A 22663-nucleotide genomic window follows, 5' to 3' on the forward strand; every position below is an offset into this window, starting at 1 on the left:
GCGGGACAATGCAGTTTTTCTGCCCATGCGTCAGCTTTTCTGACGAATTGATTGCCATGAGACAACTGCCACCGCTGGCCGCCCTGCGCGCCTTCGAGGCCATTGCCCGTACCGGCTCGGTGACCCGCGCGGCCGAGGAACTGTGCCGCAGCCACGGTGCCATCAGCCGCCACCTGCGCCTGCTGCAGGAGCACGCGGGCGCGGCGCTGTTCGAGAAAGAAGGCACGGGCCTGCGCCTGACCGAGGCCGGCGCCGCCTTCCATGCCTCGGTGCGCACGGCCTTCGACCAGCTGGAGGCCGCCTATGCCCAGCTGGCGCGCGACGCCCAGGCGCCGGGGCTGCATGTGGCCTGCAGCGCCACCTTTGCCATGCGCTGGCTGGTGCCGCAGCTGGCGGTGTTCTACCGCAGCCACCCGCATATCCGCATCCGCCTGTCAATGACCTCGGCGCGCGAGATGCGCCACGAGGGCGCCGACCTGATCATTGCCTGGGACCTGTCCACCTACGGCGAGGCAGACCGCCGCCGCGCCATCGAACTGGCGCCCGTGCACTTCGGCGCAGTCTGCACGCCGGCCTATGCCCGGCGCCGGCCCGCCAACCGCGCGCGCATTGCACATGAGTACACGGCCAGCGCCTGGAACCAGTGGGAAGCCCTCACGGGCCAGCCCGTGGCCCTGGGCGAGACGCTGGCGTTCCCCCACACCCACCTGTGCATAGAGGCGGCACTGTCGGGCCTGGGCGTTGCCCTGGTGGAGCAGCGGCTGATCGCACGCGAGCTCCAGGAGGGGCTGCTGGTGGCGCCCCATGGCTTCGTGCCCTTCGAGGGCGGCCTGCGCGCCGTGCCCGCCGCAGGGCGTGCGCTGCCGGCCCAGGCAGGGGTCTTCATCGAATGGATGCGCAGCGCGCTGGCCAGCTAGAGCCGCCCCCACTCCCGCAGCCGCCGGTACAGCAGCCCGCGGGAGACGCCCAGCATGCGGGCGGCCTGCGAGATATTGCCCTGGCAGCGGGCCAGGGCCTGCTCGATCAGCTCGCGGCTGGCCTCGCCCAGGGAGGACGGTGCCTCGGACGGCGCCTCGGCGGGCGGCGGCAGGGCCTCGATGGCCGGCAGCCCCTCTTCGACCTGGGAAGATGCCTCATCCAGCTGCACCTGCATCCACAGCGTCAGCCCCGTGGGCAGCATCTGCGGGCGCGCCTGGCCGTGGTGGGCCAGCTCCAGCAACTGGTTCAGGCCCAGGCCGAAGACTTCCTCTGCCGCCAGCCCCTCGGCGGGCCGGCGCGGGCAGTCGAACAACTGGGCACCCACGCCGTTGAACCACCGCACCATGCCTTCGCCATCCACGGCGGCCAGCCCTTCCAGCGGCGTGCCGAACATGCTGCGGCTGGACTGGAGGCGCAGCAGCAGGTGCATGCGGGCGGCGCCCACCAGCAGCCGGTTCTCGATGCAGGTGGCGTACATGTGGGCCATGGCGCCTGCGTCGAAGCGAAAGGGGCCCGCCTCGCTGCTCAGGTCCAGCATGGCCACGGTGCGCCCGCTGGCGTCGCGCACGGGCGCGGCCGCGCAGTGCAGCGAGGCCAGGCAGCGAAAGAAATGCTCGCCGCCACGCACATGGCAGACCTCGCCCGTGCGTACGGCCACGCCAGGTGCGCCCGTGCCCACGGCATCCTCGGCGATGTTCACGCCCACGCGAGCCGCAGTGAGCAGCAGCGGGCCGTCGCCCGGCGTGGGTCGCGAGGCGATCAGCACCACGCCCTCGCTGCAGGTGAGCATGGCGCGCGCCTGGCTGCCCGCGATCACAGTCTCGAGTTCGGCGATGGGGTCGCGCGCCGCCTCGATCAGCGCGCGGTTGTGGGTCAGCAAGGTGGCCGTGCGGATCTTGCTGACCGGGTCGAAGCTGATCTTCTCGTCGGGGCTGCGGCTGGCGCCCAGGCAGCGTGTCCAGGACTGCAGCACGGGCTCGGACACCAGGCCCGATGGGCGCTCGCCACGCTCGAAATAGCGCTCGCGCGCCAGGGCCACCCGGTCCTGGCGCGAGGCATAGAAGGGATTGGAGGGCAGTGGGGCGGGAGGCGGCTGTTGCATGACGGACATCAAAACTGCCGCGATTGTTGTTCCGCCACGGCACAGGACAGCACTAGGGAAATCACCCGTGTTGGAACGGCTTGCCGGGCTCGGTAACCTCGGGCATCGCCACAGGCCCGCCCGCAATGACACGCTCCCCACACAGCACAAGACACCCCCGGCCCGCCCTGCCCGCCCTGCCCACCCTGGGCGCCGCACTGGCCTGCACGCTGCACGCCCTGCCCGCCCAGGCGGCAAACGCAGCGCAGGACTCCAGCGAGGCCCTGCTCGCCCCCGTGGTCATCACGGCCAGCCAGCCCGGCACCGGCCCCGACCTGTGGCGCGCCACGGCCGCCATCGACAGCGTGGACGGCACGGTGCTGCGCGAGGGGCAGATGCAGGTCAACCTGTCCGAAAGCCTGGCGCGCGTGCCGGGCCTGGTGGTGCTGAACCGCCAGAACTTCGCCCAGGACCTGCAGATCTCGGTGCGCGGCTTCGGTGCGCGCTCCACCTTTGGCGTGCGCGGCCTGCGCCTGTACGTGGACGGCATTCCGGCAGGCGCGCCCGATGGCCAGGGCCAGGCCGCCAACTTCACGCTGGGCAACGCCGCGCGCCTGGACGTGGTGCGCGGCCCGGCCGCCGTGCTCTACGGCAACAGCGCAGGCGGCGCACTGCTGCTGTACACCGAAGACGGCGAGGAACCGGGCCTGTGGCGCAGCGGCATGGCCATGGGGCCGGACGGGCTGTGGCGCCTGTCCACCCAGCTGCGCGGAACGATCGGGGGCGGAAAGCCGGACCAGGCGGATGGCAGCTCCGCCCCATGGCGCTATGCCATCCACATCGAGCGCTTCGCCACTGACGGCATGCGCCCCCAATCGGCCGCAGACCGCAGCACGGCCCACATGAAACTGTCGCGCCAGCAAGGAGATGACCAATGGCTGCTGCAATACCAGGAGCATCGCGCCAGCGCCCAGGACCCGCTGGGCCTGACGCGCGCCGAGTTCGAGGCCGACCCCGGCCAGACCACGGCCAGCGCGCTGCGCTTCAACACGCGCAAAAGCGTGCGCCAGCGCCAGCTGGGCGCCGCCTGGCAGCACCAGTTCGGCGCGGGCCAGCGCCTGGAACTCATGGCCTATGCGGGTACGCGCTCCGTGCTGCAGTACCAGTCCATTCCCGTGGCCACGCAGGCACCGCCCTCGCATTCAGGCGGCGTGATCGACCTGGACCGCGACTACGCGGGCATGAACCTGCGCTGGCGCAGCACCCATGAGGACGTGGCCGGCGGCCGGCTGGACTGGTCGGCAGGCCTGGCCTACGACTGGCAGGGCGAAACCCGGCGCGGCTACGAGAACTTCATCGGCAGCCAGCTCGGCGTGCAGGGCCGGCTGCGCCGCGACGAACGCAACCAGGCGCGCTCCGCCGACCCCTATCTGCAGGCCGAGTGGAGCACGCAGAGCCTGGCCCTGAGCGCCGGCCTGCGCCAGGCGCGCGTGCGCTACCGCTCCGAGGACCACTACATCACAGCCGGCAATGGCGACGACAGCGGCAGCATGGCCTGGCGCGGCTGGCTGCCCTCGCTGGGCCTGCGCGTGAACCTGCTGCCGGAGCTGGTGGCCCACGCATCGGTGGGCCGGGGCATGGAAACGCCCACGCTCAACGAAGTGGCCTACCGGCCCGGTGGCCAAAATGGCATGAACAGCGGCCTGAACACCGGCCTGGCCGCCAGCGCCCACAACACCGTCGAGGTCGGCCTGCGCGGGCGCCACGGCAACGCGGGCTGGAACCTCACGCTGTTCGAGACCCATACCCAGCGCGAACTCACCGTGCTGTCCAACACGGGCGGGCGCGCCACCTACCAGAACGCAGGCCGCACGCTGCGCCGAGGGCTGGAATTCTCGGGCAATGCCCAATGGGGGCCGCTCACGGCCAGCACCGCCCTGACCCTGCTGCAAGCCCGCTACCGCGACAGCTTCCTGACCTGCGAGGCCACGCCCTGCACCACGCCCACCGCCCCGGTGGATGCCGGCGCACGCCTGGCCGGCACCGCGCCGCGCCGCCTGTGGAGCGAGCTGGCCTGGCAGCTGTCGCCGCAATGGAGCTGGACCGTGGACATGCTGCACAGCGGCCCCGTGGCCGTGAACGACCGCAACACCGACCGCGCGGCCGGCTACACCGTCTGGGGCTCCAGCCTGCGCTGGTCACGGCAATGGCAGCAGTGGAGCGCCCAGACCTTTGTGCGGCTGGACAACCTGTTCGACCGGCGCTTTGCAGGGTCGGTCATCGTCAACGAGGGCAACCAGCGGTACTTCGAGCCGGGTGCCGGACGCGGGCTATCGGCCGGGGTGACGGTCAGCCGGACGTTCTGAGCTGTTCCACGGCGGTACACATCCGCCCCCGGGAAAGTCCGAATGTTGTGACCGAAGGCCGCTTTTTTTATCGTCTCCCACATGGTGCCCTTGCCCCCAGCGCCATGCACGCAAAAACAAACCACACAGGAGACGAGACAACATGAAGACCCACGTGCTTTCCTCCACGCTGCTGGCCGCCGGCCTGGTGCTGGCCCTGCCGGGCGCCGCGCTGGCACAGGCCGGCCTGCCAAGCAAAGGCTCGCCCGAGCACATACGCGCCGTCACCTCGCGCATCGACTCGCAGAGCATCCGCGACAACGCGCGCAGTTCCAAGGACTGGCCCAGCTACGGCATGGACTACAGCGAGACGCGCTTTTCCAAACTCAGGCAGCTGGACACGGCCAATGTGAAGCGGCTGGGCCTGGTCTGGTCGTATGACCTGGAATCCACGCGCGGCGTGGAGTCCACGCCCGTGGTGGTCGATGGAATCATGTACGTCACGGCCAGCTGGAGCGTGGTGCATGCGGTGGACGTGCGCACCGGCAAGCGCCTGTGGAGCTACGACCCCGGCGTGGACCGTGCCAACGGCTTCAAGGGCTGCTGCGACGTGGTCAACCGCGGCGTGGCGGTCTACAAGGGCAAGGTGTATGTGGGCGCCTTCGATGGCCGCCTGGTGGCGCTGGACGCGGCCACGGGCCAGAAGGTCTGGGAGCAGGACACCATCATCGACCGCGCCTACTCGTACACCATCACGGGCGCACCGCGCGTCATCAAGGGCAAGGTGCTGATCGGCAACGGCGGCGCCGAGTACGGGGTGCGCGGCTATGTCACGGCCTATGACGCCGAGACCGGTGCCCAGCAGTGGCGCTGGTTCACCGTGCCAGGCGATCCGTCCAAGCCCTTCGAGAACGAGGCCATGGCCCGCGCCGCCAAGACCTGGGACCCGGCCGGCAAGTGGTGGGAGGCCGGTGGCGGCGGCACGGCCTGGGACACCATGGCCTATGACCCCGAGCTCAACCTCATGTACATCGGCACGGGCAACGGCTCGCCCTGGGCGCAAGCCAAGCGCAGCCCGGCCGGTGGCGACAACCTGTACCTGGCCAGCATCGTGGCGCTGAACCCCGATACGGGCGAGTACGTCTGGCACTACCAGGAAACGCCGGGCGACAGCTGGGACTTCACCTCCACCCAGCCCATGGTGCTGGCCGACATCAAGATCGGCGGCAAGCCGCGCAAGGTCATCCTGCATGCGCCCAAGAACGGCTTCTTCTTCGTGATCGACCGCACCAACGGCCAGTTCATCTCGGCCAAGAACTTCGTCGACGTGAACTGGGCCAGCGGCTACGACGCCAAGGGCCGCCCCATCGAGACACCGATTGCGCGCAGCGGCGACCGCGCGCGCGACGTGATTCCCAGCCCCTTCGGCGCGCACAACTGGCATTCCATGTCCTACAGCCCCGACACGGGCCTGGCCTACCTGCCGGCCCAGCATGTGCCGCTGACCCTGCAGGACAACAAGAACTGGAAGTTCAACGGCGGCTCCCTGCCCGAGCCGCACAGCAATATCGGCTGGAACACGGCCACGCTGGTCAACATGGAGCCGCCCAAGAGCACGCCCTTCGGCCGCCTGATCGCCTGGGACCCGGTGGCACAGAAGGAGCGCTGGCGCGTGGAGCATGCCTCGCCCTGGAACGGCGGCACGCTGGCCACGGCGGGCAACCTGGTGTTCCAGGGCACGGCCGACGGCCGCTTCGTGGCCTATGACGCGCGCAACGGCAAGAAGCTCTGGGAAAAGCCCACGGGCACGGGCGTGGTGGCCGCACCCATCACCTATGAGGTCGATGGCCGGCAGTACGTCTCCATCGCCGTGGGCTGGGGCGGCGTCTACGGCCTGGCCGCGCGCCACACCGAGCGCAAGGGCCCGGGCACGGTCTACACCTTCGCGCTGGACGGCAAGGCCGAGGCGCCTGCCTTCGTCGCCTACCAGCAGGGCAAGCTGCTGCAGGGCGTGCCCTACGACAAGAGCCTGGTGGCCGAAGGCACGGCCCTGTATGTCAGCAACTGCGCCTTCTGCCACGGCGTGCCCGGCGTGGACCGGGGCGGCAACCTGCCCAACCTGGGCTACCTGGACCCGGCCTATATCGAGCACCTGGACAAGTTCATCTTCAAGGGCCCGGCCATGTCGCGCGGCATGCCCGACTTCACGGGCAAGCTGAGCATGGACGACGTGGAAAAGATCAAGGCCTTCATCCAGGGCACGGCCGACGCAGTGCGGCCCAAGTAGCCAGCGCGAGCCGCCCTCCCCCTCCCCCAACCTCCCATTCCCCTCCCCGGCCCTGCTGTCCTGCAGCAGGCCTGGGCAGGGCTTTGCCTGAAAACACCGGACCGGACTCTTCGCCATGCCATCCAAGCCCTTCACCCGCGCATCCCTGGCCCTGGCAGCCATGGCCGCATGCGCCACCTTCAATGCCCACGCCGTCGATATCGACGCAGGCGACTACACCGCCCTGCCGCCCGGCACCACGCTGGGCATGGTCTATTACCAGCACGCCACGCGGGACAGCCTCTATGCCAATGGCGACCAGGCGCCCATACGGCCGAGGCTGACCTCGGACATCGGCATAGCGCGCGGCGTGCACTTCATGAAGCTGGGCGACTACGTGATCGACCCGCAGTTCCTGCTGCCCTTCGGGCGCCTGTCGGCATCGCGCGATATCGCGGCCATGGGCAGCAACACCGGCGTGGGCGACCTGATGCTGGCCGCCACCCTGTGGCTGACCAAGCCCGGCGACAAGGAGCACTTCGGCATCACCCCCTTTGTCTGGCTGCCCACGGGCCAGTACAGCCGCAACGACCCGCTGAGCCTGGGCGAGAACCGCTGGAAGGCCGCCCTGCAGGCCGGCTGGATCAAGCCGCTGGGCAAGCGCGTGACCATGGACCTGGCGGCCGATGTCACCGTCTTCGGCAAGAACGACGACTTCGGCGCCCACAGTGCCACGCTCAAGCAAAAGGCGCAGTTCCAGTTCCAGGGCCTGCTGCGCTACCACCTGTCGGACACATCGGACCTGCGCCTGGGCCTGTCGCACCTGACGGGCGGCGAGACCCAGGTCAACGGCGTGTCGCAAGGCGACCGCCAGTCCACCACCAAGGTCTCTTTCGGCGGCGCGGTCTTTGTCGCGCCGAAGACGCAGCTGCTGGCCACCGTGGGCCGCGACCTGCATGTGCGCCAGGGCTTCAAGGAGAACGCCCGCATCAACCTGCGCCTGCTGCAGGTTTTCTGAATCCACACCCCCTGTCCCCTGTCCATCACCAAGGAGCACACCATGAACCTCAGCGACATCCAGCACCAGATCACCGAGCGCGCCAGCGCCTTCCTCAACCGGGGCACGCATGACCTCTTCATCGACGGCCAATGGGTGGCGGCCCAGACCGGCCAGCGCCTGTCCACCGTCAACCCGGCCACCGAAGCCGTGATCGCCGAAGTCGCCAGCGCCGGCCCGGCGGACGTGGACCTGGCCGTGCGCGCCGCGCACCGCGCGCTGCACCTGGGCCCCTGGGGCCGCATGCGCCCCGTGGAGCGCGAGCGCCTGATGCTGCGCCTGGCCGACCTCATGGAGACCCATGCCCAGGCCCTGGCCGAGGTCGAATCGCTGGACAACGGCAAGTCCGCCGCCATTGCGCGCGCCGTGGACATCGCCGTGGCCATCGACTCCATCCGCTACATGGCCGGCTGGGCCACCAAGATCGAAGGCATGACGCACGAGCACTCCGTGCCCTTCGCGCCCGAGGCGCAGATGTTCACCTACACCCGGCGCGAGCCCGTGGGCGTGGTCGCCGCCGTCGTGCCCTGGAACTTCCCCCTGCTCATGGCCACCTGGAAGCTGGCGCCCGCGCTGGCTGCCGGCTGCACCCTGGTGCTCAAGCCCGCCGAGCAGACGCCGCTGACCGCGCTGATGCTGGCCGAGCTGATCCAGGAAGCGGGCTTTCCGCCCGGCGTGTTCAACGTGGTCACGGGCGACGGCCCCGGTACCGGCGCGCCCCTGGTCTCGCACCCGCTGGTCAACAAGGTCAGCTTCACGGGCTCGACCGAGGTGGGCAAGCTCATCGGCCATGCCTGCATGGACAACATGACGCGCATCACGCTGGAGCTGGGCGGCAAGTCCCCCGTCATCGTGCTGGATGACTGCGATCCCGCCACGGCGGCGGCGGGTGCGGCCAATGCCATCTTCTTCAACCACGGCCAGGTCTGCTGCGCGGGCTCGCGCCTGTACGTGCACAAGAGCATGTTCGACCGCGTGGTGGCCGACGTGGCCGACCAGGCCGCCCAACTCACCCTGGGCCATGGCCTGGACCCCAGCGCGCAGATGGGCCCGCTGGTCTCGCAGGAGCAGATGGAGCGCGTCTGCAGCTACATCGACATAGGCCGCAGCCAGGGCGCCGAGGTGGTGACGGGCGGCGCCCGCTCAGGCCAGCGCGGCTACTTCGTGCAGCCCACGGTGATGACCGGCGTGCAGCACGACCACCGCGTGGCACGCGAGGAAATCTTCGGCCCCGTGCTCGTGGCCATGCCCTATGACGACCTCGACGAAGTCGCCGCCTGGGCCAACGACACGCCCTACGGCCTGGGCGCCAGCATCTGGTCCAACAACCTGTCCAAGGTCCACCGGCTGATCCCCAAGATCCAGTCCGGCACGGTCTGGGTCAACTGCCACAGCACCCTGGACCCGGGCATGCCCTTCGGCGGCTACAAGCAGTCCGGCATGGGCCGCGACATGGGCCGCACCGCGCTGGATGCCTACCTGGAGACCAAGTCGGTGTTCATCAATCTGTGAGGGCCGCTGCCGGCTTGCAGGTTGTCTGCCGGCCGGCAGCCGGTGCTTGTCGGAAAGCACGGATTCAGATCATTCCGATATCTTTTCACTGCGCAGCCCTGCACAATTTCCCGCTTTCCAAGCCATGCCGCCTGCAGTGCGGCAAAGAAGGAGAGGGAGACCATGGATCGTCGATGGATCGCAGGGCTGTCATGGCTCTTCATCGCCTGGTCCTGCCAGGCGCAGGATGGGGGCAAGGCCGACAGGCCCACGCCCGAACAGGCCCGCCAGGAGGCAGCGCGCTGGAGCCACACCGCCGTGGCCCACATCCAGCGAGTGCACCAGATGATCCGGGAGGCACATCCCGCCGTCCTCGACCCTGGCGCAAGTGCTTTCCACCAGTGGTTCAGCGAGGGATACGACCAGGCCATGGCGCTGTCTGGGCGCGCAGCCACGGAACAGCAGGCCTTTGCCGCGCTGCGCTTCTACACCACCGGATACCGGGACGGCCATCTGGCCGTATGGCGCAACCACCATGCCGCCACGCCTGTACGCACGACGTGGGCGGGCTGGGCCGTGCAGCGCCAGGCAGGCCGCTACCGCGTCTCGGGCCGCGCTGCGCAATGGCCGATCGATACGCCGCAGGTGGGGGAGCAGGTACTGTCGTGCGACGGCATCCCTATCGACGATCTGCTCACCGACAAAGTGGCGCCCTTCGTGGACCGGCTCGTGCACCTGGAGGGAACGAAGTCCGATCTGGCATGGCACCTGACCCGCGAATCGCCCAGCGCCCCGCTGTGGGAGCCGCTCAGGGTGCGTCAATGCACGACCCGCTCCGCTGCAGGCGAAATCCGGAGTTTCAACCTGGCATGGCAGCCGCTGGACGACAAGGACGCCCGTGCCCTGGCGCGGCCCCGGGCACCGCGCCAGGGCATCAAGGAAGTGCGACCGGGAGTGCAGTGGATCCAAGCGTCCAACTTCATGCCATCGTCCGAGAAGGCCATGGCCGCCTTCGAGAAAATGCTGGAGGGCATCCGGCAGGCAGGAGATGCGCAGGCCGTGGTGCTCGATGTGCGCGGCAATGGCGGGGGCAACTCCCTGCTCGGCTACCGCATCCTGATGGCCCTGCTGACAGATGCCATCACGGCAGGCGCCACGCAGCACTCCCAAGCCAGGGCTTACTGGCGTGTCTCCGCCATGGCCCTGGAGGCGTTCGAAGAGCGCAGGACACAGCTCCTGCGCACGGAAGGCGCCGGCAGCCTGGTCTACCAGTTCACACAGCAGATGGCCTCGCTGATGGGCGATGCCGCATCTCGCGGGGAAGATTTTGTCGAGCAGCCGCAGGTCGATGAAACGCACAAGGAGCTGCAGCAAGACACCGCCGCCGCGCGCGCAAACCCCTTCAAGGGCAAGCTGGTGCTGGTCACGGATGCCCAATGCCAGAGCGCCTGCCTGGATTTCGTGAGTGCGGCGCTGCAGATTCCGGGCATCGTGCACGTGGGCAGCATGACCGGCACGGACACGCAGTACACCGACGTGGCCGACAAGGCACTTTCGCCCACAGTGACGTTCCGCGTCCCCCTCAAGGTCTGGAAGAACCACGGGCGCCAGGACAAGGAGGGCAAGCCCTACCTGCCGCAGTTCGTCTTCGACGGCGACCTCGCCGACACCGCCGCCGTGCAGGCCTGGGTGCTGGACAGCATCCTGCCCACGGCAGGAAACATCCAGCTGGATTGAACAGAGGCAGGCTTTGAGGAAATCGGATGATGCGAAGCAGGTCCCATGACGACGCCGTGGCCGAGCTGTACCGCAGCGATCCGGTCATGGCCCATGGCCATCGAGAACATCAACGCCATCCTGGCCAATGGCGACCCGGCAGAGCTGGGGATCGTGATGCGCCAGCTGGCCCTGGCGTACCTGCCCACACAGCTTGCCCCTACTCCGAATACCCCTTGGGCCATCCCCCCGGCCGGTCACAACACTCCTCCCAGCCCAGCTTGCGCGAGGTGTGGCCTATGCCGGGGTTGAAGGTGTTGGTGGGGTCCAGTTCGCGGTAGAAGCCTGCCAGCGCGGGCTTGGCCACGTACAAGTGGCCCACGTTGTGCTCGGCCGGGTACTCGGCGCGGCGCGCGTCCAGCAGTTCCCACATGCGGTGCTCCATGGCCAGCGGGTCCACGCCCTTCTTGACGATGTAGTCCTGGTGGAAGACATGGCAGAAGAAGTGGCCGTAGTAGAGCTTGTGGACCATGTCGCGCTCGACCTCGGCGGGCAGCTGCTCCACCCATTCGCGGTCGTTGCGGCGCAGGGCCACGTCCAGGGCCACGATGTCCTCGACCTGGGCGCGGTGCACCTCGCGGTAGCGGATGGCCGCGCCCGCGATGGCGAAGCGGTGCAGGAAGGCCTTGCGCCCCTCGTCGGCATCGCACTCGAACCAGCCGCCCGTGGTGCTGCCGCTGAAGTGCCGCGTGAGGAATTCACGCGTGGCCTCGGCCGTGTCGTTGGACACGCGCACCAGCAGGTGGTGCTCATAGCGGTCGCGCCACTGGCGCATGCGCGCGGGCAGGTGGCTGGGCAGCAGGTTGGTCAGCGCCTGGATCACGCGGTCGGTGACGCCGCGCAGGCCGAAGCGCTCGAAGAAGCCGTCCACGCGGCTCTTGAGGGCGAAGGCGGCCGGCACCCTGGCCGTGCCGAAGCGGTCGATCAGCAGGAAGGTGTCCTTGCCGTATTTCTCGCCGATGTCGTAGGCCGTGCGGTGGATGTACTCGCCGGCGATCGGCAGGCGCGGCAGCGCGGTCAGCAGCTCGCGGCGCACGGCCGTGAGGTCGTCGGGCGCATTGCTGCCTATATAGAAGACGGTGCTCGGCTCCTTGGGGAAGGTGTCCAGCCGCACGGCGAACAGGCACAGCTTGCCGGCCGAGCCCGAGGCCTCGAACAGGCGCGAGGGGTCGGCGTTGAAGCGCGCGGGCGTGTCCTCGTCCACGGCGCGCACGGCATCGGCATAGCGCGGGTCGGAGGCGGCGCGCTGCGCATCGTGGGCGATGTCGGACTCGGTGTAGTCGCCGTTTTGCAGCCGCGTGAGGATTTCCTCGGGCGTGCGGCCCAGGGCGATGCCCAGGTGGTTGACGAGTTCCAGCGAGCCGTCGCCGCACACGCGCGCGTACAGCGCCAGCTCGGTGTAGGCCGGGCCGCGCCGCACCAGGGCGCCGCCCGAGTTGTTGCAGATGCCGCCCAGCACCGAGGCGCCGATGCACGACGAGCCGATCACCGAATGCGGCTCGCGCCCCAGCGGCGCCAGCGCCTGCTCCAGCCGGTCCAGCGTGGCGCCGGGCAGGCACACCACCTGGGCGCCGCCGCCAATGATCTGCACGCCGGTGATGCGCAAGGTGTTGATGAGCACGATCTCGCGGTCGTAGTCCGCGCCGTCGGGCGTGGAGCCGCCCGTCAGGCCCGTGTTGGCGGCCTGCATGATGACGATGCGCCCGGCCGCCACGGCGGCCTGCACCACCTTCCACTGCTCCAGCAGCGTCGCGGGCCGCACCACGGCCAGCACCGGGCCCTCGCCCGTGCGGTGGCCCTTGCGGAAGCGGCGCGTGGCCTGGTCGTCGGTGAGCACATGGGCCGCGCCCACGGCCTGGCGCAGCTGCTGCAGCAGGGTTTCGCGGGACACCTGGGGCATGGCGGAGATGGCCGGCGCGCTCATGCTTCGCGCACCAGCAGGTCACCGGTGATGTCTGCCACCTTGCTGACGCTGGTCAGCGTCATGGCCACGCGCATCTCCTTTTCCAGCAGCTCCAGCAGGTGCTTGACGCCGGCCTCGCCGGCAGCGGCCAGCGCGTAGATGAAAGCGCGGCCGATCATGGCGCAGTCGGCGCCCAGGGCGATGGCGCGCACCACGTCCAGGCCGTTGCGGATGCCCGAGTCGGCCAGGATCTTGATCTGGCCCTTGACCGCATCGGCAATGGCCGGCAGCGCGCGGGCCGAGGACAGCACGCCGTCGAGCTGGCGGCCGCCATGGTTGGAGACGATGATGCCGTCGGCGCCAAAGCGCACCGCGTCCTTGGCGTCCTCGGGGTCCAGGATGCCCTTGATGACCATGGGCCCCTTCCAGAAGGCGCGTATCCATTCGAGGTCCTTCCAGGAAATGGAGGGATCGAAGTTGGCGCCCAGCCAGCCGATGTAGTCGGCCAGGCCCGTGGGGCTGCCCCGGTAGGCCGAGATGTTGCCCAGGTCATGCGGGCGGCCCAGCAGGCCCACGTCCATGGACCAGGCCGGATGCGTGACCGACTGCCAGTAGCGGCGCATGGCGGCATTCGGGCCGCTCATGCCCGAATGCGCATCGCGGTAGCGCGCGCCGGGCACGGGCATGTCCACGGTGAAGACCAGGGTGGAGCAGCCGGCCGCCTGGGCACGCTCCAGCGCGTTCTGCATGAAGCCCCGGTCCTTGAGCACATAGAGCTGGAACCACATGGGGCGCTTGATCTTGGGCGCCACCTCTTCGATGGGGCAGACCGAGACCGTGGACATGGTGAACGGAATGCCATGGGCGTCGGCCGCGCGCGCGGCCTGCACTTCGCCGCGGCGGCGGTACATGCCCGTCAGGCCCACGGGCGACAGCGCCACGGGGATGGACAGTTTCTCGCCGAACAGCTCGATGCTGGTGTCCAGCCGGCTCATGTCCTTGAGCACGCGCTGGCGCAGCGCCACGGCGGCCATGTCCTCGACATTGCGGCGCAGCGTCTGCTCGGCATAGGCGCCGCCGTCGATGTAGTGGAACAGGAAAGGCGGCAGGCGCTTTTGCGCCGCCGCACGGTAGTCGGAGGTGGAGGAGATGATCATGATGGGTGTCTCATGTCTTTCGTATCAGGTCTGAAGTGGGCAGCAGCGCGGGCGCGGCGTCCAGAGGCAGCCGCATGGAGCGCTCGCGCCGCGCGCGGTCCTCGTCCAGGCGCTGGATGGTGGTGCGCACATGCTCCAGGTGCTCGCCGATGCATTCGCGGGCGCGCTGCGGGTCGCCGTCCAGGATGGCCTGCATGAGGCTCTGGTGCTGCACGGTCAGCTCCTGCAGGGTCTGGGGCGCGCTCAGGCGGAACATGTCGTGGCGGTTGCGCTCCACCGTGGACAGCACCACGGTGAACAGGCTGTGCATGACCTGCACCAGCACCAGGTTGTGCGAGGCCTCGGCAATGGCCAGGTGGAACTGCGCATCGGCGCGCGCCGCCAGCTCGGCGTGACCGCTTTGCTGGTGCTGGATCATCACCTCGAAGCAGCGCTGGATATGGTCCTTGTCGCGCTCAGTGGCGCGCTGGGCGGCCAGCCAGGCCGTGCTGGTCTCCAGCGCGTGGCGGGTTTCCAGCACGTCGTAGCGGTAGTGGGAGTCGGACTCCATCAGGCCGGCCAGCGGCCGCATGGCGTCCTTGAGCCAGTCCGCAGGCTCGGCAGCCGGCGCCGGCTCCTGCAGGTAGGTGCCATCGCCGCGCCGCGCCACCAGCACGCCCTGGCTGGTGAGTTTCTGTATCGCCTCGCGCACCGAGGTGCGCGAGACGCCCAGCTCGGCCGCCAGTTGCCGCTCCGCGGGCAGCCGCTGTCCGGGCTGCACTCCGCTGGCCTGCACCAGGGCAAGCAATTTCTCGACAACTTGATCGGCAACGCGCATGGGGATTCTCAGAATTGGTTTTCAGTGATTCACGGCGCTATGCGCCAGCCTCATCGCATGAAACCCGCACTGCCCAAGCCAGGGACACCGAGCAAGGGCCGCCCCGCCGCGAGGGTGTCGTCCCCCTCCCCCGCGAAGCGGGTAGAGAGGGGGAAGGCGCGCAGCGACTCAGGGGGTGTTTCATGTCAATACCCCGGAATCATCCACGTAAACACATAGGCTTGCAGCGTCGTGATCACCCCGATGATCACGGCGAACATCAGGCTGTGCTTGACCGTGAAGCGGAACAGGTCCGACTCGCGCCCTGCCAGGCCCACGGCCGCGCAGGCAATGGCGATGGACTGGGGCGAGATCATCTTGCCCGTCACGCCGCCCGTGGTGTTGGCCGCCACCGTGAGCACCTGGGGCAGGCCCAGCTGCTGCGCCGTGGTGGCCTGCAGCGCGGCGAACAGCGCGTTGGCCGAGGTGTCCGAGCCCGTGAGGAACACGCCGATCCAGCCCAGGAAGGGCGAGAAGAACGTGAACGCCTGGCCCGTGTGTGCCAGCGCCAGGGCCAGCGTGGCCGACAGGCCCGAGTAGTTGGCCACGAAGGCGAAGGCCAGCACCATGCCGATGGAGTAGATCGGCACGGCCAGTTCCCTGAAAGTCTCGCCCAGCGTGGCCACGGCCTTGGCCGGCGACAGGCGCGTGAAGGTGATGGTGATCAGCGCCGCGATCAGGATGGCCGTGCCGGTGGCCAGCAGCCAGTTGAAGGTGTAGACCGCGCCGTAGGGCGCAGCGGCGGCCACGACGGGGGGCGTCTTCTCCACCAGGTTGTGCAGGAAGGGCACGGGGATGTTGATGACGGTGGAGGCCAGCGGGCCGCCTGCAGCGAACAGCGCCTTGAAGGGCTTGATGCTCCAGATCGTCACCATGGCCGTGAGGATGATGAAGGGCGACCAGGCCTTGATGACGGCGCCTGCTGTCAGCGGCGCACCGGAGGTGATGGCCGGTGCTGCAACTGCCGCAGCCTTGCCGCCCTCGCCTTCCGTGTCGAAACGGAAGATGCGCTTGGGCTGCCAGACCTTGAGGAACAGCGTCAGCGCCACCAGCGAGACGATGGCCGAGGTGATGTCCGGCAGCTCGGGGCCGATGTAGTTGGCCGTAAGGAACTGCACCACGGCGAAGGAGCCGCCGCCCACCAGCACGGCCGGCCAGGTTTCCTTGACGCCGCGCCAGCCGTCCATGATGGCCATCAGCCAGAACAGCACCAGCACCGTCATGAAGGGCAGTTGGCGTCCGGCCATCTGGCCGATGGCGAAGGCATCCACGCCCGAGACCTGCCCTGCCACGATGATGGGAATGCCCATGGCGCCGAAGGCCACGGGCGCCGTGTTGGCGATCAGGCACAGGCCCGCCGCATACAGCGGCTTGAAGCCCAGGCCCACCAGCAGCGCGGCCGTGATGGCCACGGGCGCGCCGAAGCCGGCCGCGCCCTCCAGGAAAGCGCCGAAGCAAAAGCCCACCAGGATGAGCTGCAGCCGCTGGTCGGGAGTGACCGACAGGATGGACGAGCGGATCACGTCGAACTGCCCCGTCTTGACCGAGATCTTGTAGAGGAACACGGCCGCCACGATGATCCAGGCGATGGGCCACAGGCCGTAGAAAAAGCCGTACACGGCCGAGGCCAGTGCCGCGCTCACGGGCATCTTGTAGAACAGCAGCGCCACGCCCAGCGCCAGCGCCACGGTGACGGTGCCAGCCTGGTAGCCCTTGAGACGGAACCTGGTCAGCGCCAGGAAGAAAAAGATGATGGGAATCAGCGCGATCAGCGCCGAGATCCAGATGTTCCCGGCGGGATCGTAGTTCTGCTGCCAGATGGTTTGCATGACCGTGTCTCTAGATGATGGGGAGGGCGCGGTAAGCGCCCCTTGTCGGCCACTCCCTCTCGTTGCAGCGTTGGCACGCGGTGCGATCCGCACAGGATGTCTGCTGGCTGGCTGCAACGGTGTCTGGGAGTGTTCCCCGCGCTGGCGCCTTGTGGGCCATTGGCAAATTGGTCCAACCAATTAAGCCAAAATTTAGACCATTGCGCGAAGTGGTGCGATTCTCAGAGCTTTCAAGTGGGCAGATGAACAGGGTAAACACCTAAAAGAGTGCAGATAACGCACCAGGATATTTATTGGTCATACCAATAATGGATATTTTGGTGCAACGCATGTTCAAGTCCCCGACCAAGCAAGGTCCCAGGCGGTGCACAAACGCAGCGCACGCGGGAAAAAGATCGGCGGCCGCGCTGTGCCGGCAGGTCCGGCGCTCAAGCCTGACGCTCCCCAACGGAAAAGCCCGCTCCCTACAATGCAGCCTCAGCGGTCGGTGTACCGCCCTTGTACCTTCGGCGCCCGTGTCAACCCCGGGCGCCTTATTAAACCGCCGTGTATCCGGACGGCTGTGGCTGATTGAACGGAGCCCATCCATGAACCACATTCCTGCGCGCCGCTCGGCGCTGCGCCAGGCGGCTGCCTGCGTGCTGGCCGCCTCCACCCTGTCCAGCCTGCCTGCGCTGGCCGCCGAACCCGCCGTGCTGCGCGTCTCGGCCATCCCGGATGAAGCTCCCACCGAGCTGCAGCGCAAGTTCGAGCCGCTGGGCAAGTACCTCTCGGCACAGACCGGCATGAAGGTGGTGTTCACGCCGGTGACCGACTACGCCGCCGTGGTCGAGTCGCTGGCCACGCGCAAGCTGGACCTGGCCTGGCTGGGCGGCTTCACCTTCGTGCAGGCCAAGATCCGCACCAACGGCACGGCCATTCCCATCGTGCAGCGCGAGGAAGACGCCAGGTTCACCTCCAAGTTCATCACGGCCAACCCCGCCATCAAGACCCTGGCCGACCTCAAGGGCAAGAGCTTTGCCTTTGGCGCGCCCTCGTCCACCTCGGGCAGCCTGATGCCGCGCTTTTTCCTGCAGCAGGACGGCATCAACCCCGAAAAGGACTTCAAGACCGTGGCCTTCTCCGGCGCGCATGACGCCACCGTGGCCTTCGTGGCTGCAGGCAAGGCCGAGGCCGGCGTGCTCAACGCATCGGTCTGGGACAAGCTGGTGGAGACCAAGAAGGTCGATACCAGCAAGGTGCGCGTGTTCGCCACCACGCCGCCCTACTTCGACTACAACTGGACCGTGCGCGGCGACCTGGACCCGGCCCTGGTCAAGAAGCTGACCGACGCCTTCCTGGCGCTGGACCCGGCCAAGCCAGAGCACAAGGCCATCCTGGAGCTGCAGCGTGCCGCGCGCTTCATTCCCACCCAGGCCTCGAACTACGAAGGCATCGAGGCCGCCGCCAAGTCGGCCGGCCTGCTCAAGTAAGCCGCGGCAGGCGTAATCCATGAGCTTTGAACTGCAAGGCGTGGGCCTGACCCACGCCGGCGGCGGCATTGCGCTGCGCGGCGTGACGCTGGCCGCACGCCAGGGCGAAGCCATTGCGCTGATCGGCCCCTCGGGCGCGGGCAAGACCACGCTGCTGTCCGTCATCGGCACGGCGCTGGCGCCCAGCCAGGGCCGGCGCAGCGTGCTGGGCAACGAGGTGCCTGCGTCCAGCGCGGGCGCACCCCGGCTGCTGCGCGCGCGCATCGGCACGGTGCACCAGGCGCCGCCCATACCGCCGCGCCAGCGCGTGGTCACGGCCGTGCTGGCCGGGCGGCTGGGCCGCTGGCCGGCCTGGAAGGCGTTGGCTTCGCTGCTTTACCCACAGGACACCGCCGGCGCGCGCGAGGCCCTGGCCCGCGTGCAGCTCGCAGACAAGCTGTTCGCGCGCTGCGACCAGCTCTCGGGCGGGCAACTGCAGCGCGTGGGCATTGCCCGCGTGCTCTACCAGCAGGCCGAGCTGATCCTGGCCGACGAGCCCGTGGCCGCGCTGGACCCGGCCCTGGCCCTGTCCACCGTGCAACTGCTGGTGCACGAAGCCGCCGCGCGCGGCGCCACCTTGGTCGCCAGCCTGCATGCCGTGGACCTGGCGCTGGCCTGCTTTGCGCGCATCGTGGGCATCCGCGATGGCGCCATCGCCTTCGACCTGCCGGCGGCTGAAGTCACGCAGGAGCACCTGCGTGCGCTGTATGGGTCCGAGCATGCTGGCGATGATCCCTCCCGCCCTGCGTGGACACCCGCGCCCGCCGCCTTTGCCGCACCGCTGTCCGCATCCGCATGCCGTTGAGTTCCGATCTGCACGCGCTGCGTGATCCCGCCGCGCCCCGCCGCCTCGGCGCCCTGGTGCTGGCCGCCGTCGTGCTGTGGCCGCTGTTCCAGGGCGCGGGCTTCAGCCTGGGCGCGCTGTTCGATCCCGGCAACCTGCAGGTCATCGGCCGCTTTCTGGCCACGTTTCTGCCGCCCGAGACCGGGCGCGACTTCCTGGGCTACCTGGGCCGCGCCACGCTGGAGACCCTGGCCATTGCCACGGCCGGCATGGCCCTGGCGTTTGTGCTGGCCGTGCCGCTGGCCTACCTGGTCACGGGCGCCGCGCGCGAGCGGCGGGCGCTCAACCCCGTCACGCGCGGCCTGCTCACCATCCTGCGCGGCGTGCCCGAGCTGGTCTGGGCCCTGGTCTTCGTGCGCGTCTTCGGCCTGGGGCCGGCCGCTGGCGTGCTGGCCCTGGGCCTGACCTATGGCGGCATGCTGGCCAAGGTCTATGCGGAAATCCTGGAATCGGCCGACCCCGCACCCGCGCGTGCCCTGGCGCAGGCCGGCGCGCGCCGGCCGCTGGCCATGCTGTACGGCCTGCTGCCCCAGGCCGCGCGCGAGCTGACCTCGTACACCGTCTACCGCTGGGAGTGCGCCATACGCGCCTCGGTGGTCATGGGCTTTGTGGGCGCGGGCGGCCTGGGCCAGCTCATGGACCAGGCCATGAAGATGCTCAACGGCGGCGAGGCCTCCACCATCTTGCTGACCTTCATGCTGCTGGTCTGGGGCGCCGACCTGCTCTCGCGCGGCCTGCGCCGCGCGCTGGACACGCCACCCGCCGCGCGTGCCAGCGCCTGGGGCTGGCGCAGCGCCCTCGCCTGCGCCGCCCTGGTGCTGGGCGTGGCCGCCAGCTTTGCCATGCTGGAGATGGACCTGCCCTCGCTGTTCACCGGCGCGGCGGGCCGCTCCATGCTGGAATTCGTCATCAGCTTCTTCCCGCCCGACACCAGCGCCGAATGGCTGCGCAAGGTGGCCGTGGGCGTGTGGGAGACGCTGGCCATCTCCGTGGTCGGCACCTTGCTGGCGGCCGTGCTGGGCCTGCTGCTGGCGCTGCCGCGCTGGCGCGCCCCCTGGAGCCTGGTGCTCAACGTGCTGCGCTCCGTGCCCGAGCTGGTCTGGGCCACCATCACCGCCCTGGCCGTGGGCCTGGGCCCGTTCGCAGGCGCGCTGGCGCTGGCGCTGCACACGGCCGGCGTGCTGGGGCGCCTGTATGCCGAGGCCCTGCAGAACCAGCCCGCCGCCCCCACCCAAGCGCTGCGCCTGTCCGGCAGCGGCCGCACCATGGCATTCCTCTACGCGACGCTGCCCGGCGCCGCGCCGCAGTTGCTGGCCTACACGCTGTACCGCTGGGAGATGAACATCCGCATGGCCGCCATCCTGGGCTTCGTGGGCGCGGGCGGACTGGGGCAGCTGCTGTACTTCGAGCTGTCGCTGTTCCACTACGCCCAGGCCAGCACCGTCATCATCGCCATGCTGGCACTGTCCGTGGCCGTGGACTGGGCCAGCGCGGCGCTGCGAAGGCGCATGGGTTAGGTGGTGGGGGCCGCGGCGCCCTCACCCTCCACCTCGACCAGGTAGTCGATCAGCGCCCGCAGCTTCAGCGGCACATGGCGCGTGGGCGCATAGACCGCATGCACCACGCGCGGCGCGTACTTGCCGCACAGCGCCCAGCCCGGCAGCACGGGCGCCAGCTGCCCGGCCTGCAGCGCCGCCTGCGCCGCAAAGTCCGCTACCACGCCGATGCCCTGCCCCTGCTGCAGCGCCTGGATGATGCCCAGGCTGCTGGCAATGGTGATGGGCGTATTCACCAGCAGACGCGTAGCGGGCGCAGCCGGCTGATGCCCAGCGCGCTGCGGACGCAATTCGACCTCGTTCTGGAACTGCCCGTAGCCCAGGCTGATGAAGGGATGCGCCAGCAGTTGCCCGGGCTCCGTGATCTGCGCATGCCGCGCCAGATAGCCGGGCGTGGCCACCAGCACATAGCGGATGGTCTTGAGCGGCCGCGCCACCAGCCCCGGCGCGATCTGGCCCGGCACGCTGATGCGCAGGCCCAGGTCCAGCCCCTCGGCCACCAGGTCCACCATGCGGTCCGTCATGTCCACCTGCACCTGCACCTCGGGCCAGCGCGCGCAAAAGCCCGGCAGCAGTGGCGACAGCCAGAGATCGCCCAGCACGGCCGGCGCGCTGATCTTCAGCAGCCCGCGCGGCTGCTGGCGCAACTGGCCGGCCAGCGCCTGCACGGCCTGGGCATCCTCCACCAGCCGCAGGCAGGCCTGATGGATCTCGGCCCCCGCCTCGGTCAGCGACAGCGAGCGCGTGGTGCGCTGCAGCAGCCGCAGCCCGAAATGCGCCTCCAGCCGCCCCACGCTGCGGCTCACGGCCGAGGTCGTCAGCCCCAACTGCCGGGCCGCGCCCGCAAAGCTCTGGTGCTCCACCACACGGGCGAAGACCAGCATTTCATCCAGGGGCATGGCGGTATCGGGCAAGGCGCTACTCCGGTCTTTGTTGCATGACACGCAATATTAATTTGAATGACTGGCGGATTGTTGATTGATTGCAAGGTCCGCAAGATACGGCCATGCGCTCCATACTGAAGCGCGCCCAGGAATCGACACCATGTCCCACAGCCCCAGCCTCACCTCTGCAACCTCAACCACACGGCCCCGAGCCAGCCAGGGCGGCACCTGGCGCATGCTGCTGGCCATGGCGCTGTCGGGCACCATCGGCCTGCTCGTCGTGGAAAGCGCACTGCCGCCGCTGCTGGTCGTATTCGCCCGCTGCGTGCTGGGCGCACTGGGCCTGGGCCTGTGGCTGGCCTGGCGGCGCGAATGGGTCGCCCCTCAAGGCCGTGAATGGCTGTGGCTGGCTGGCGGCGGCATCGCCCTGGTGCTCAACTGGGTCGCCCTCTTCAGCGCCTACCACTACAGCTCCATCGCCGTGGCCACCGTGGTCTACCACGTGCAGCCCTTCATGTTGCTGGCTCTTTCGGCGCTGCAGGGCGAGCCCGTCGAACGCCGCAAGCTGCCCTGGCTGCTGCTGGCCCTGTTGGGGGTGACGCTGAGCAGCGGCCTGGTCGGGCTGGATGGCGTGGATGCATCGCATGCTGGAACAGGCGCCTGGATAGGCGTGGCCCTGGCCCTGCTGGCCGCCGCTCTCTACGCAGGCACCACGGTCGCCACGCGCCGCCTGGGCCACATGCCCTCGGCCCAGATCGCCATGCTGCAGATGCTTGCGGGCGGACTGGTGCTGAGCCTGTGGGCCCTGCCCCTGCTCACCCATATCGCCGCAACCAGCCCTCAATTGCTGTCAGCGCGGGCCGCCTCCATGGTGCTGACCCTGGGACTGGTCCATACGGCCTTCATGTACACGGTGATGTATGCCGCATTCCAGCGGCTGCCGGCGCCGGCCATTGCGGCACTGTCCTTCGTCTACCCCGCCATGGCCTTGCTGGTGGATCTGGTCTGGTTTGGCGCCGTGCCGTCGGCGGCGCAGTGGGTCGGGATGGGCTGCATCCTAGTCGCAGTCGTGGGCCATCGCGCAGGCATTGCATTGCGTCGCCATTGAGCCCCTGTGAATTCCGGGGAT

Annotated in this window: 16 protein-coding genes; 10 read left to right on the forward strand and 6 right to left on the reverse strand. The window is 69.0% G+C overall.

Annotated elements, in window-relative coordinates; genetic code table 11:
• The first annotated feature begins 8 nt into the window (after positions 1–8).
• Entirely contained in the window at positions 9–917 is a 909-nt protein-coding gene (locus ACF8ME_RS14390) for a LysR substrate-binding domain-containing protein (RefSeq protein WP_392417072.1), read from the forward strand.
• On the opposite strand, the gene ACF8ME_RS14395 is transcribed toward ACF8ME_RS14390, so the two are convergent.
• Positions 914–2080 carry a helix-turn-helix domain-containing protein gene (locus ACF8ME_RS14395; protein ID WP_392417073.1) on the reverse strand — a complete coding sequence of 389 codons (1167 nt, stop codon included), beginning with the start codon at positions 2078–2080 and terminating at the stop codon, positions 914–916. The genes ACF8ME_RS14390 and ACF8ME_RS14395 overlap by 4 nt on opposite strands.
• A 125-nt stretch (positions 2081–2205) precedes the next feature.
• Here ACF8ME_RS14395 and ACF8ME_RS14400 point away from each other — a divergent pair, with 125 nt between their 5' ends.
• From ACF8ME_RS14400 to ACF8ME_RS14420, 5 genes are all read left to right on the forward strand, one after another.
• Complete coding sequence (locus tag ACF8ME_RS14400; RefSeq protein WP_392417075.1) at positions 2206–4425, forward strand: TonB-dependent receptor domain-containing protein; 2220 nt, start codon at positions 2206–2208, stop codon at positions 4423–4425.
• 142 nt (positions 4426–4567) lie between these two features.
• A complete protein-coding gene (locus ACF8ME_RS14405; RefSeq protein WP_074922833.1) occupies positions 4568–6691 on the forward strand; it encodes a PQQ-dependent dehydrogenase, methanol/ethanol family in 2124 nt (707 codons plus the stop codon).
• Positions 6692–6806: 115 nt separating this feature from the next.
• Positions 6807–7688 (forward strand): transporter, encoded by an 882-nt coding sequence (locus ACF8ME_RS14410; protein ID WP_151019967.1) that lies wholly within the window; start codon positions 6807–6809, stop codon positions 7686–7688.
• A gap of 42 nt (positions 7689–7730) precedes the next feature.
• Positions 7731–9239 (forward strand): aldehyde dehydrogenase family protein, encoded by a 1509-nt coding sequence (locus ACF8ME_RS14415; RefSeq protein ID WP_392417077.1) that lies wholly within the window; start codon positions 7731–7733, stop codon positions 9237–9239.
• 162 nt (positions 9240–9401) lie between these two features.
• Positions 9402–10955 (forward strand): S41 family peptidase, encoded by a 1554-nt coding sequence (locus tag ACF8ME_RS14420; protein ID WP_392417079.1) that lies wholly within the window; start codon positions 9402–9404, stop codon positions 10953–10955.
• A 199-nt stretch (positions 10956–11154) separates the two neighbouring features.
• Here ACF8ME_RS14420 and dld read toward each other — a convergent pair whose 3' ends face one another.
• The 4 genes from dld to lldP all read right to left on the reverse strand — a co-directional run bounded on the left by dld (position 11155) and on the right by lldP (position 16739).
• The gene (gene dld, locus ACF8ME_RS14425) at positions 11155–12918 is read right to left on the reverse strand and encodes a D-lactate dehydrogenase (protein WP_392417081.1); all 1764 of its coding nucleotides are present in this window, start codon (positions 12916–12918) and stop codon (positions 11155–11157) included.
• Positions 12915–14054 carry an FMN-dependent L-lactate dehydrogenase LldD gene (lldD, locus tag ACF8ME_RS14430; RefSeq protein WP_016452885.1) on the reverse strand — a complete coding sequence of 380 codons (1140 nt, stop codon included), beginning with the start codon at positions 14052–14054 and terminating at the stop codon, positions 12915–12917. The genes dld and lldD overlap by 4 nt, the downstream gene beginning before the upstream one ends.
• 10 nt (positions 14055–14064) lie before the next feature.
• On the reverse strand, positions 14065–14871 hold the full coding sequence (gene lldR, locus ACF8ME_RS14435; RefSeq protein ID WP_012205183.1) for a transcriptional regulator LldR: 807 nt from the start codon (positions 14869–14871) through the stop codon (positions 14065–14067).
• Between the two features lie 185 nt (positions 14872–15056).
• Positions 15057–16739: an L-lactate permease gene (gene lldP / locus ACF8ME_RS14440; protein WP_192367802.1), complete on the reverse strand. Its 1683-nt coding sequence runs from the start codon at positions 16737–16739 to the stop codon at positions 15057–15059.
• Positions 16740–17326: 587 nt separating this feature from the next.
• Between lldP and ACF8ME_RS14445 the strand changes: the two genes are divergently transcribed.
• The 3 genes from ACF8ME_RS14445 to ACF8ME_RS14455 are packed head-to-tail and all read left to right on the forward strand — an operon-like array spanning position 17327 to position 20611.
• Positions 17327–18211: a putative selenate ABC transporter substrate-binding protein gene (locus ACF8ME_RS14445; RefSeq protein WP_016452887.1), complete on the forward strand. Its 885-nt coding sequence runs from the start codon at positions 17327–17329 to the stop codon at positions 18209–18211.
• Between the two features lie 19 nt (positions 18212–18230).
• Complete coding sequence (locus ACF8ME_RS14450; protein WP_392417084.1) at positions 18231–19055, forward strand: phosphonate ABC transporter ATP-binding protein; 825 nt, start codon at positions 18231–18233, stop codon at positions 19053–19055.
• Positions 19046–20611 (forward strand): PhnE/PtxC family ABC transporter permease, encoded by a 1566-nt coding sequence (locus tag ACF8ME_RS14455; protein ID WP_392417085.1) that lies wholly within the window; start codon positions 19046–19048, stop codon positions 20609–20611. The genes ACF8ME_RS14450 and ACF8ME_RS14455 overlap by 10 nt, the downstream gene beginning before the upstream one ends.
• On the opposite strand, the gene ACF8ME_RS14460 is transcribed toward ACF8ME_RS14455, so the two are convergent.
• Entirely contained in the window at positions 20608–21549 is a 942-nt protein-coding gene (locus ACF8ME_RS14460; RefSeq protein WP_392417153.1) for a LysR family transcriptional regulator, read from the reverse strand. The two genes, ACF8ME_RS14455 and ACF8ME_RS14460, sit on opposite strands and share 4 nt — an antisense overlap.
• A 145-nt stretch (positions 21550–21694) precedes the next feature.
• Between ACF8ME_RS14460 and ACF8ME_RS14465 the strand changes: the two genes are divergently transcribed.
• Positions 21695–22642, forward strand: coding sequence for a DMT family transporter (locus ACF8ME_RS14465; RefSeq protein ID WP_392417087.1), 948 nt, complete (start codon positions 21695–21697; stop codon positions 22640–22642).
• Positions 22643–22663 lie beyond the last annotated feature (21 nt).

The sequence above is a fragment of the Delftia sp. WSY_7 genome (assembly GCF_043104845.1).
In the GTDB taxonomy this organism is placed as follows: Bacteria; Pseudomonadota; Gammaproteobacteria; order Burkholderiales; family Burkholderiaceae_C; genus Comamonas; species Comamonas tsuruhatensis.

Bases quoted from the DNA above. Each gene is read 5' to 3' on its own strand.
- ACF8ME_RS14400 (WP_392417075.1), top strand. From the start codon at position 2,206: ATGACACGCTCCCCACACAGCACAAGACACCCCCGGCCCGCCCTGCCC.
- ACF8ME_RS14460 (WP_392417153.1), bottom strand. From the start codon at position 21,549: ATGCCCCTGGATGAAATGCTGGTCTTCGCCCGTGTGGTGGAGCACCAG.
- dld (WP_392417081.1), bottom strand. From the start codon at position 12,918: ATGAGCGCGCCGGCCATCTCCGCCATGCCCCAGGTGTCCCGCGAAACC.
- ACF8ME_RS14450 (WP_392417084.1), top strand. From the start codon at position 18,231: ATGAGCTTTGAACTGCAAGGCGTGGGCCTGACCCACGCCGGCGGCGGC.
- ACF8ME_RS14390 (WP_392417072.1), top strand. From the start codon at position 9: ATGCAGTTTTTCTGCCCATGCGTCAGCTTTTCTGACGAATTGATTGCC.
- ACF8ME_RS14405 (WP_074922833.1), top strand. From the start codon at position 4,568: ATGAAGACCCACGTGCTTTCCTCCACGCTGCTGGCCGCCGGCCTGGTG.
- lldP (WP_192367802.1), bottom strand. From the start codon at position 16,739: ATGCAAACCATCTGGCAGCAGAACTACGATCCCGCCGGGAACATCTGG.
- ACF8ME_RS14465 (WP_392417087.1), top strand. From the start codon at position 21,695: ATGTCCCACAGCCCCAGCCTCACCTCTGCAACCTCAACCACACGGCCC.
- lldD (WP_016452885.1), bottom strand. From the start codon at position 14,054: ATGATCATCTCCTCCACCTCCGACTACCGTGCGGCGGCGCAAAAGCGC.
- ACF8ME_RS14455 (WP_392417085.1), top strand. From the start codon at position 19,046: ATGCCGTTGAGTTCCGATCTGCACGCGCTGCGTGATCCCGCCGCGCCC.
- ACF8ME_RS14415 (WP_392417077.1), top strand. From the start codon at position 7,731: ATGAACCTCAGCGACATCCAGCACCAGATCACCGAGCGCGCCAGCGCC.
- ACF8ME_RS14410 (WP_151019967.1), top strand. From the start codon at position 6,807: ATGCCATCCAAGCCCTTCACCCGCGCATCCCTGGCCCTGGCAGCCATG.
- lldR (WP_012205183.1), bottom strand. From the start codon at position 14,871: ATGCGCGTTGCCGATCAAGTTGTCGAGAAATTGCTTGCCCTGGTGCAG.
- ACF8ME_RS14445 (WP_016452887.1), top strand. From the start codon at position 17,327: ATGAACCACATTCCTGCGCGCCGCTCGGCGCTGCGCCAGGCGGCTGCC.
- ACF8ME_RS14420 (WP_392417079.1), top strand. From the start codon at position 9,402: ATGGATCGTCGATGGATCGCAGGGCTGTCATGGCTCTTCATCGCCTGG.
- ACF8ME_RS14395 (WP_392417073.1), bottom strand. From the start codon at position 2,080: ATGCAACAGCCGCCTCCCGCCCCACTGCCCTCCAATCCCTTCTATGCC.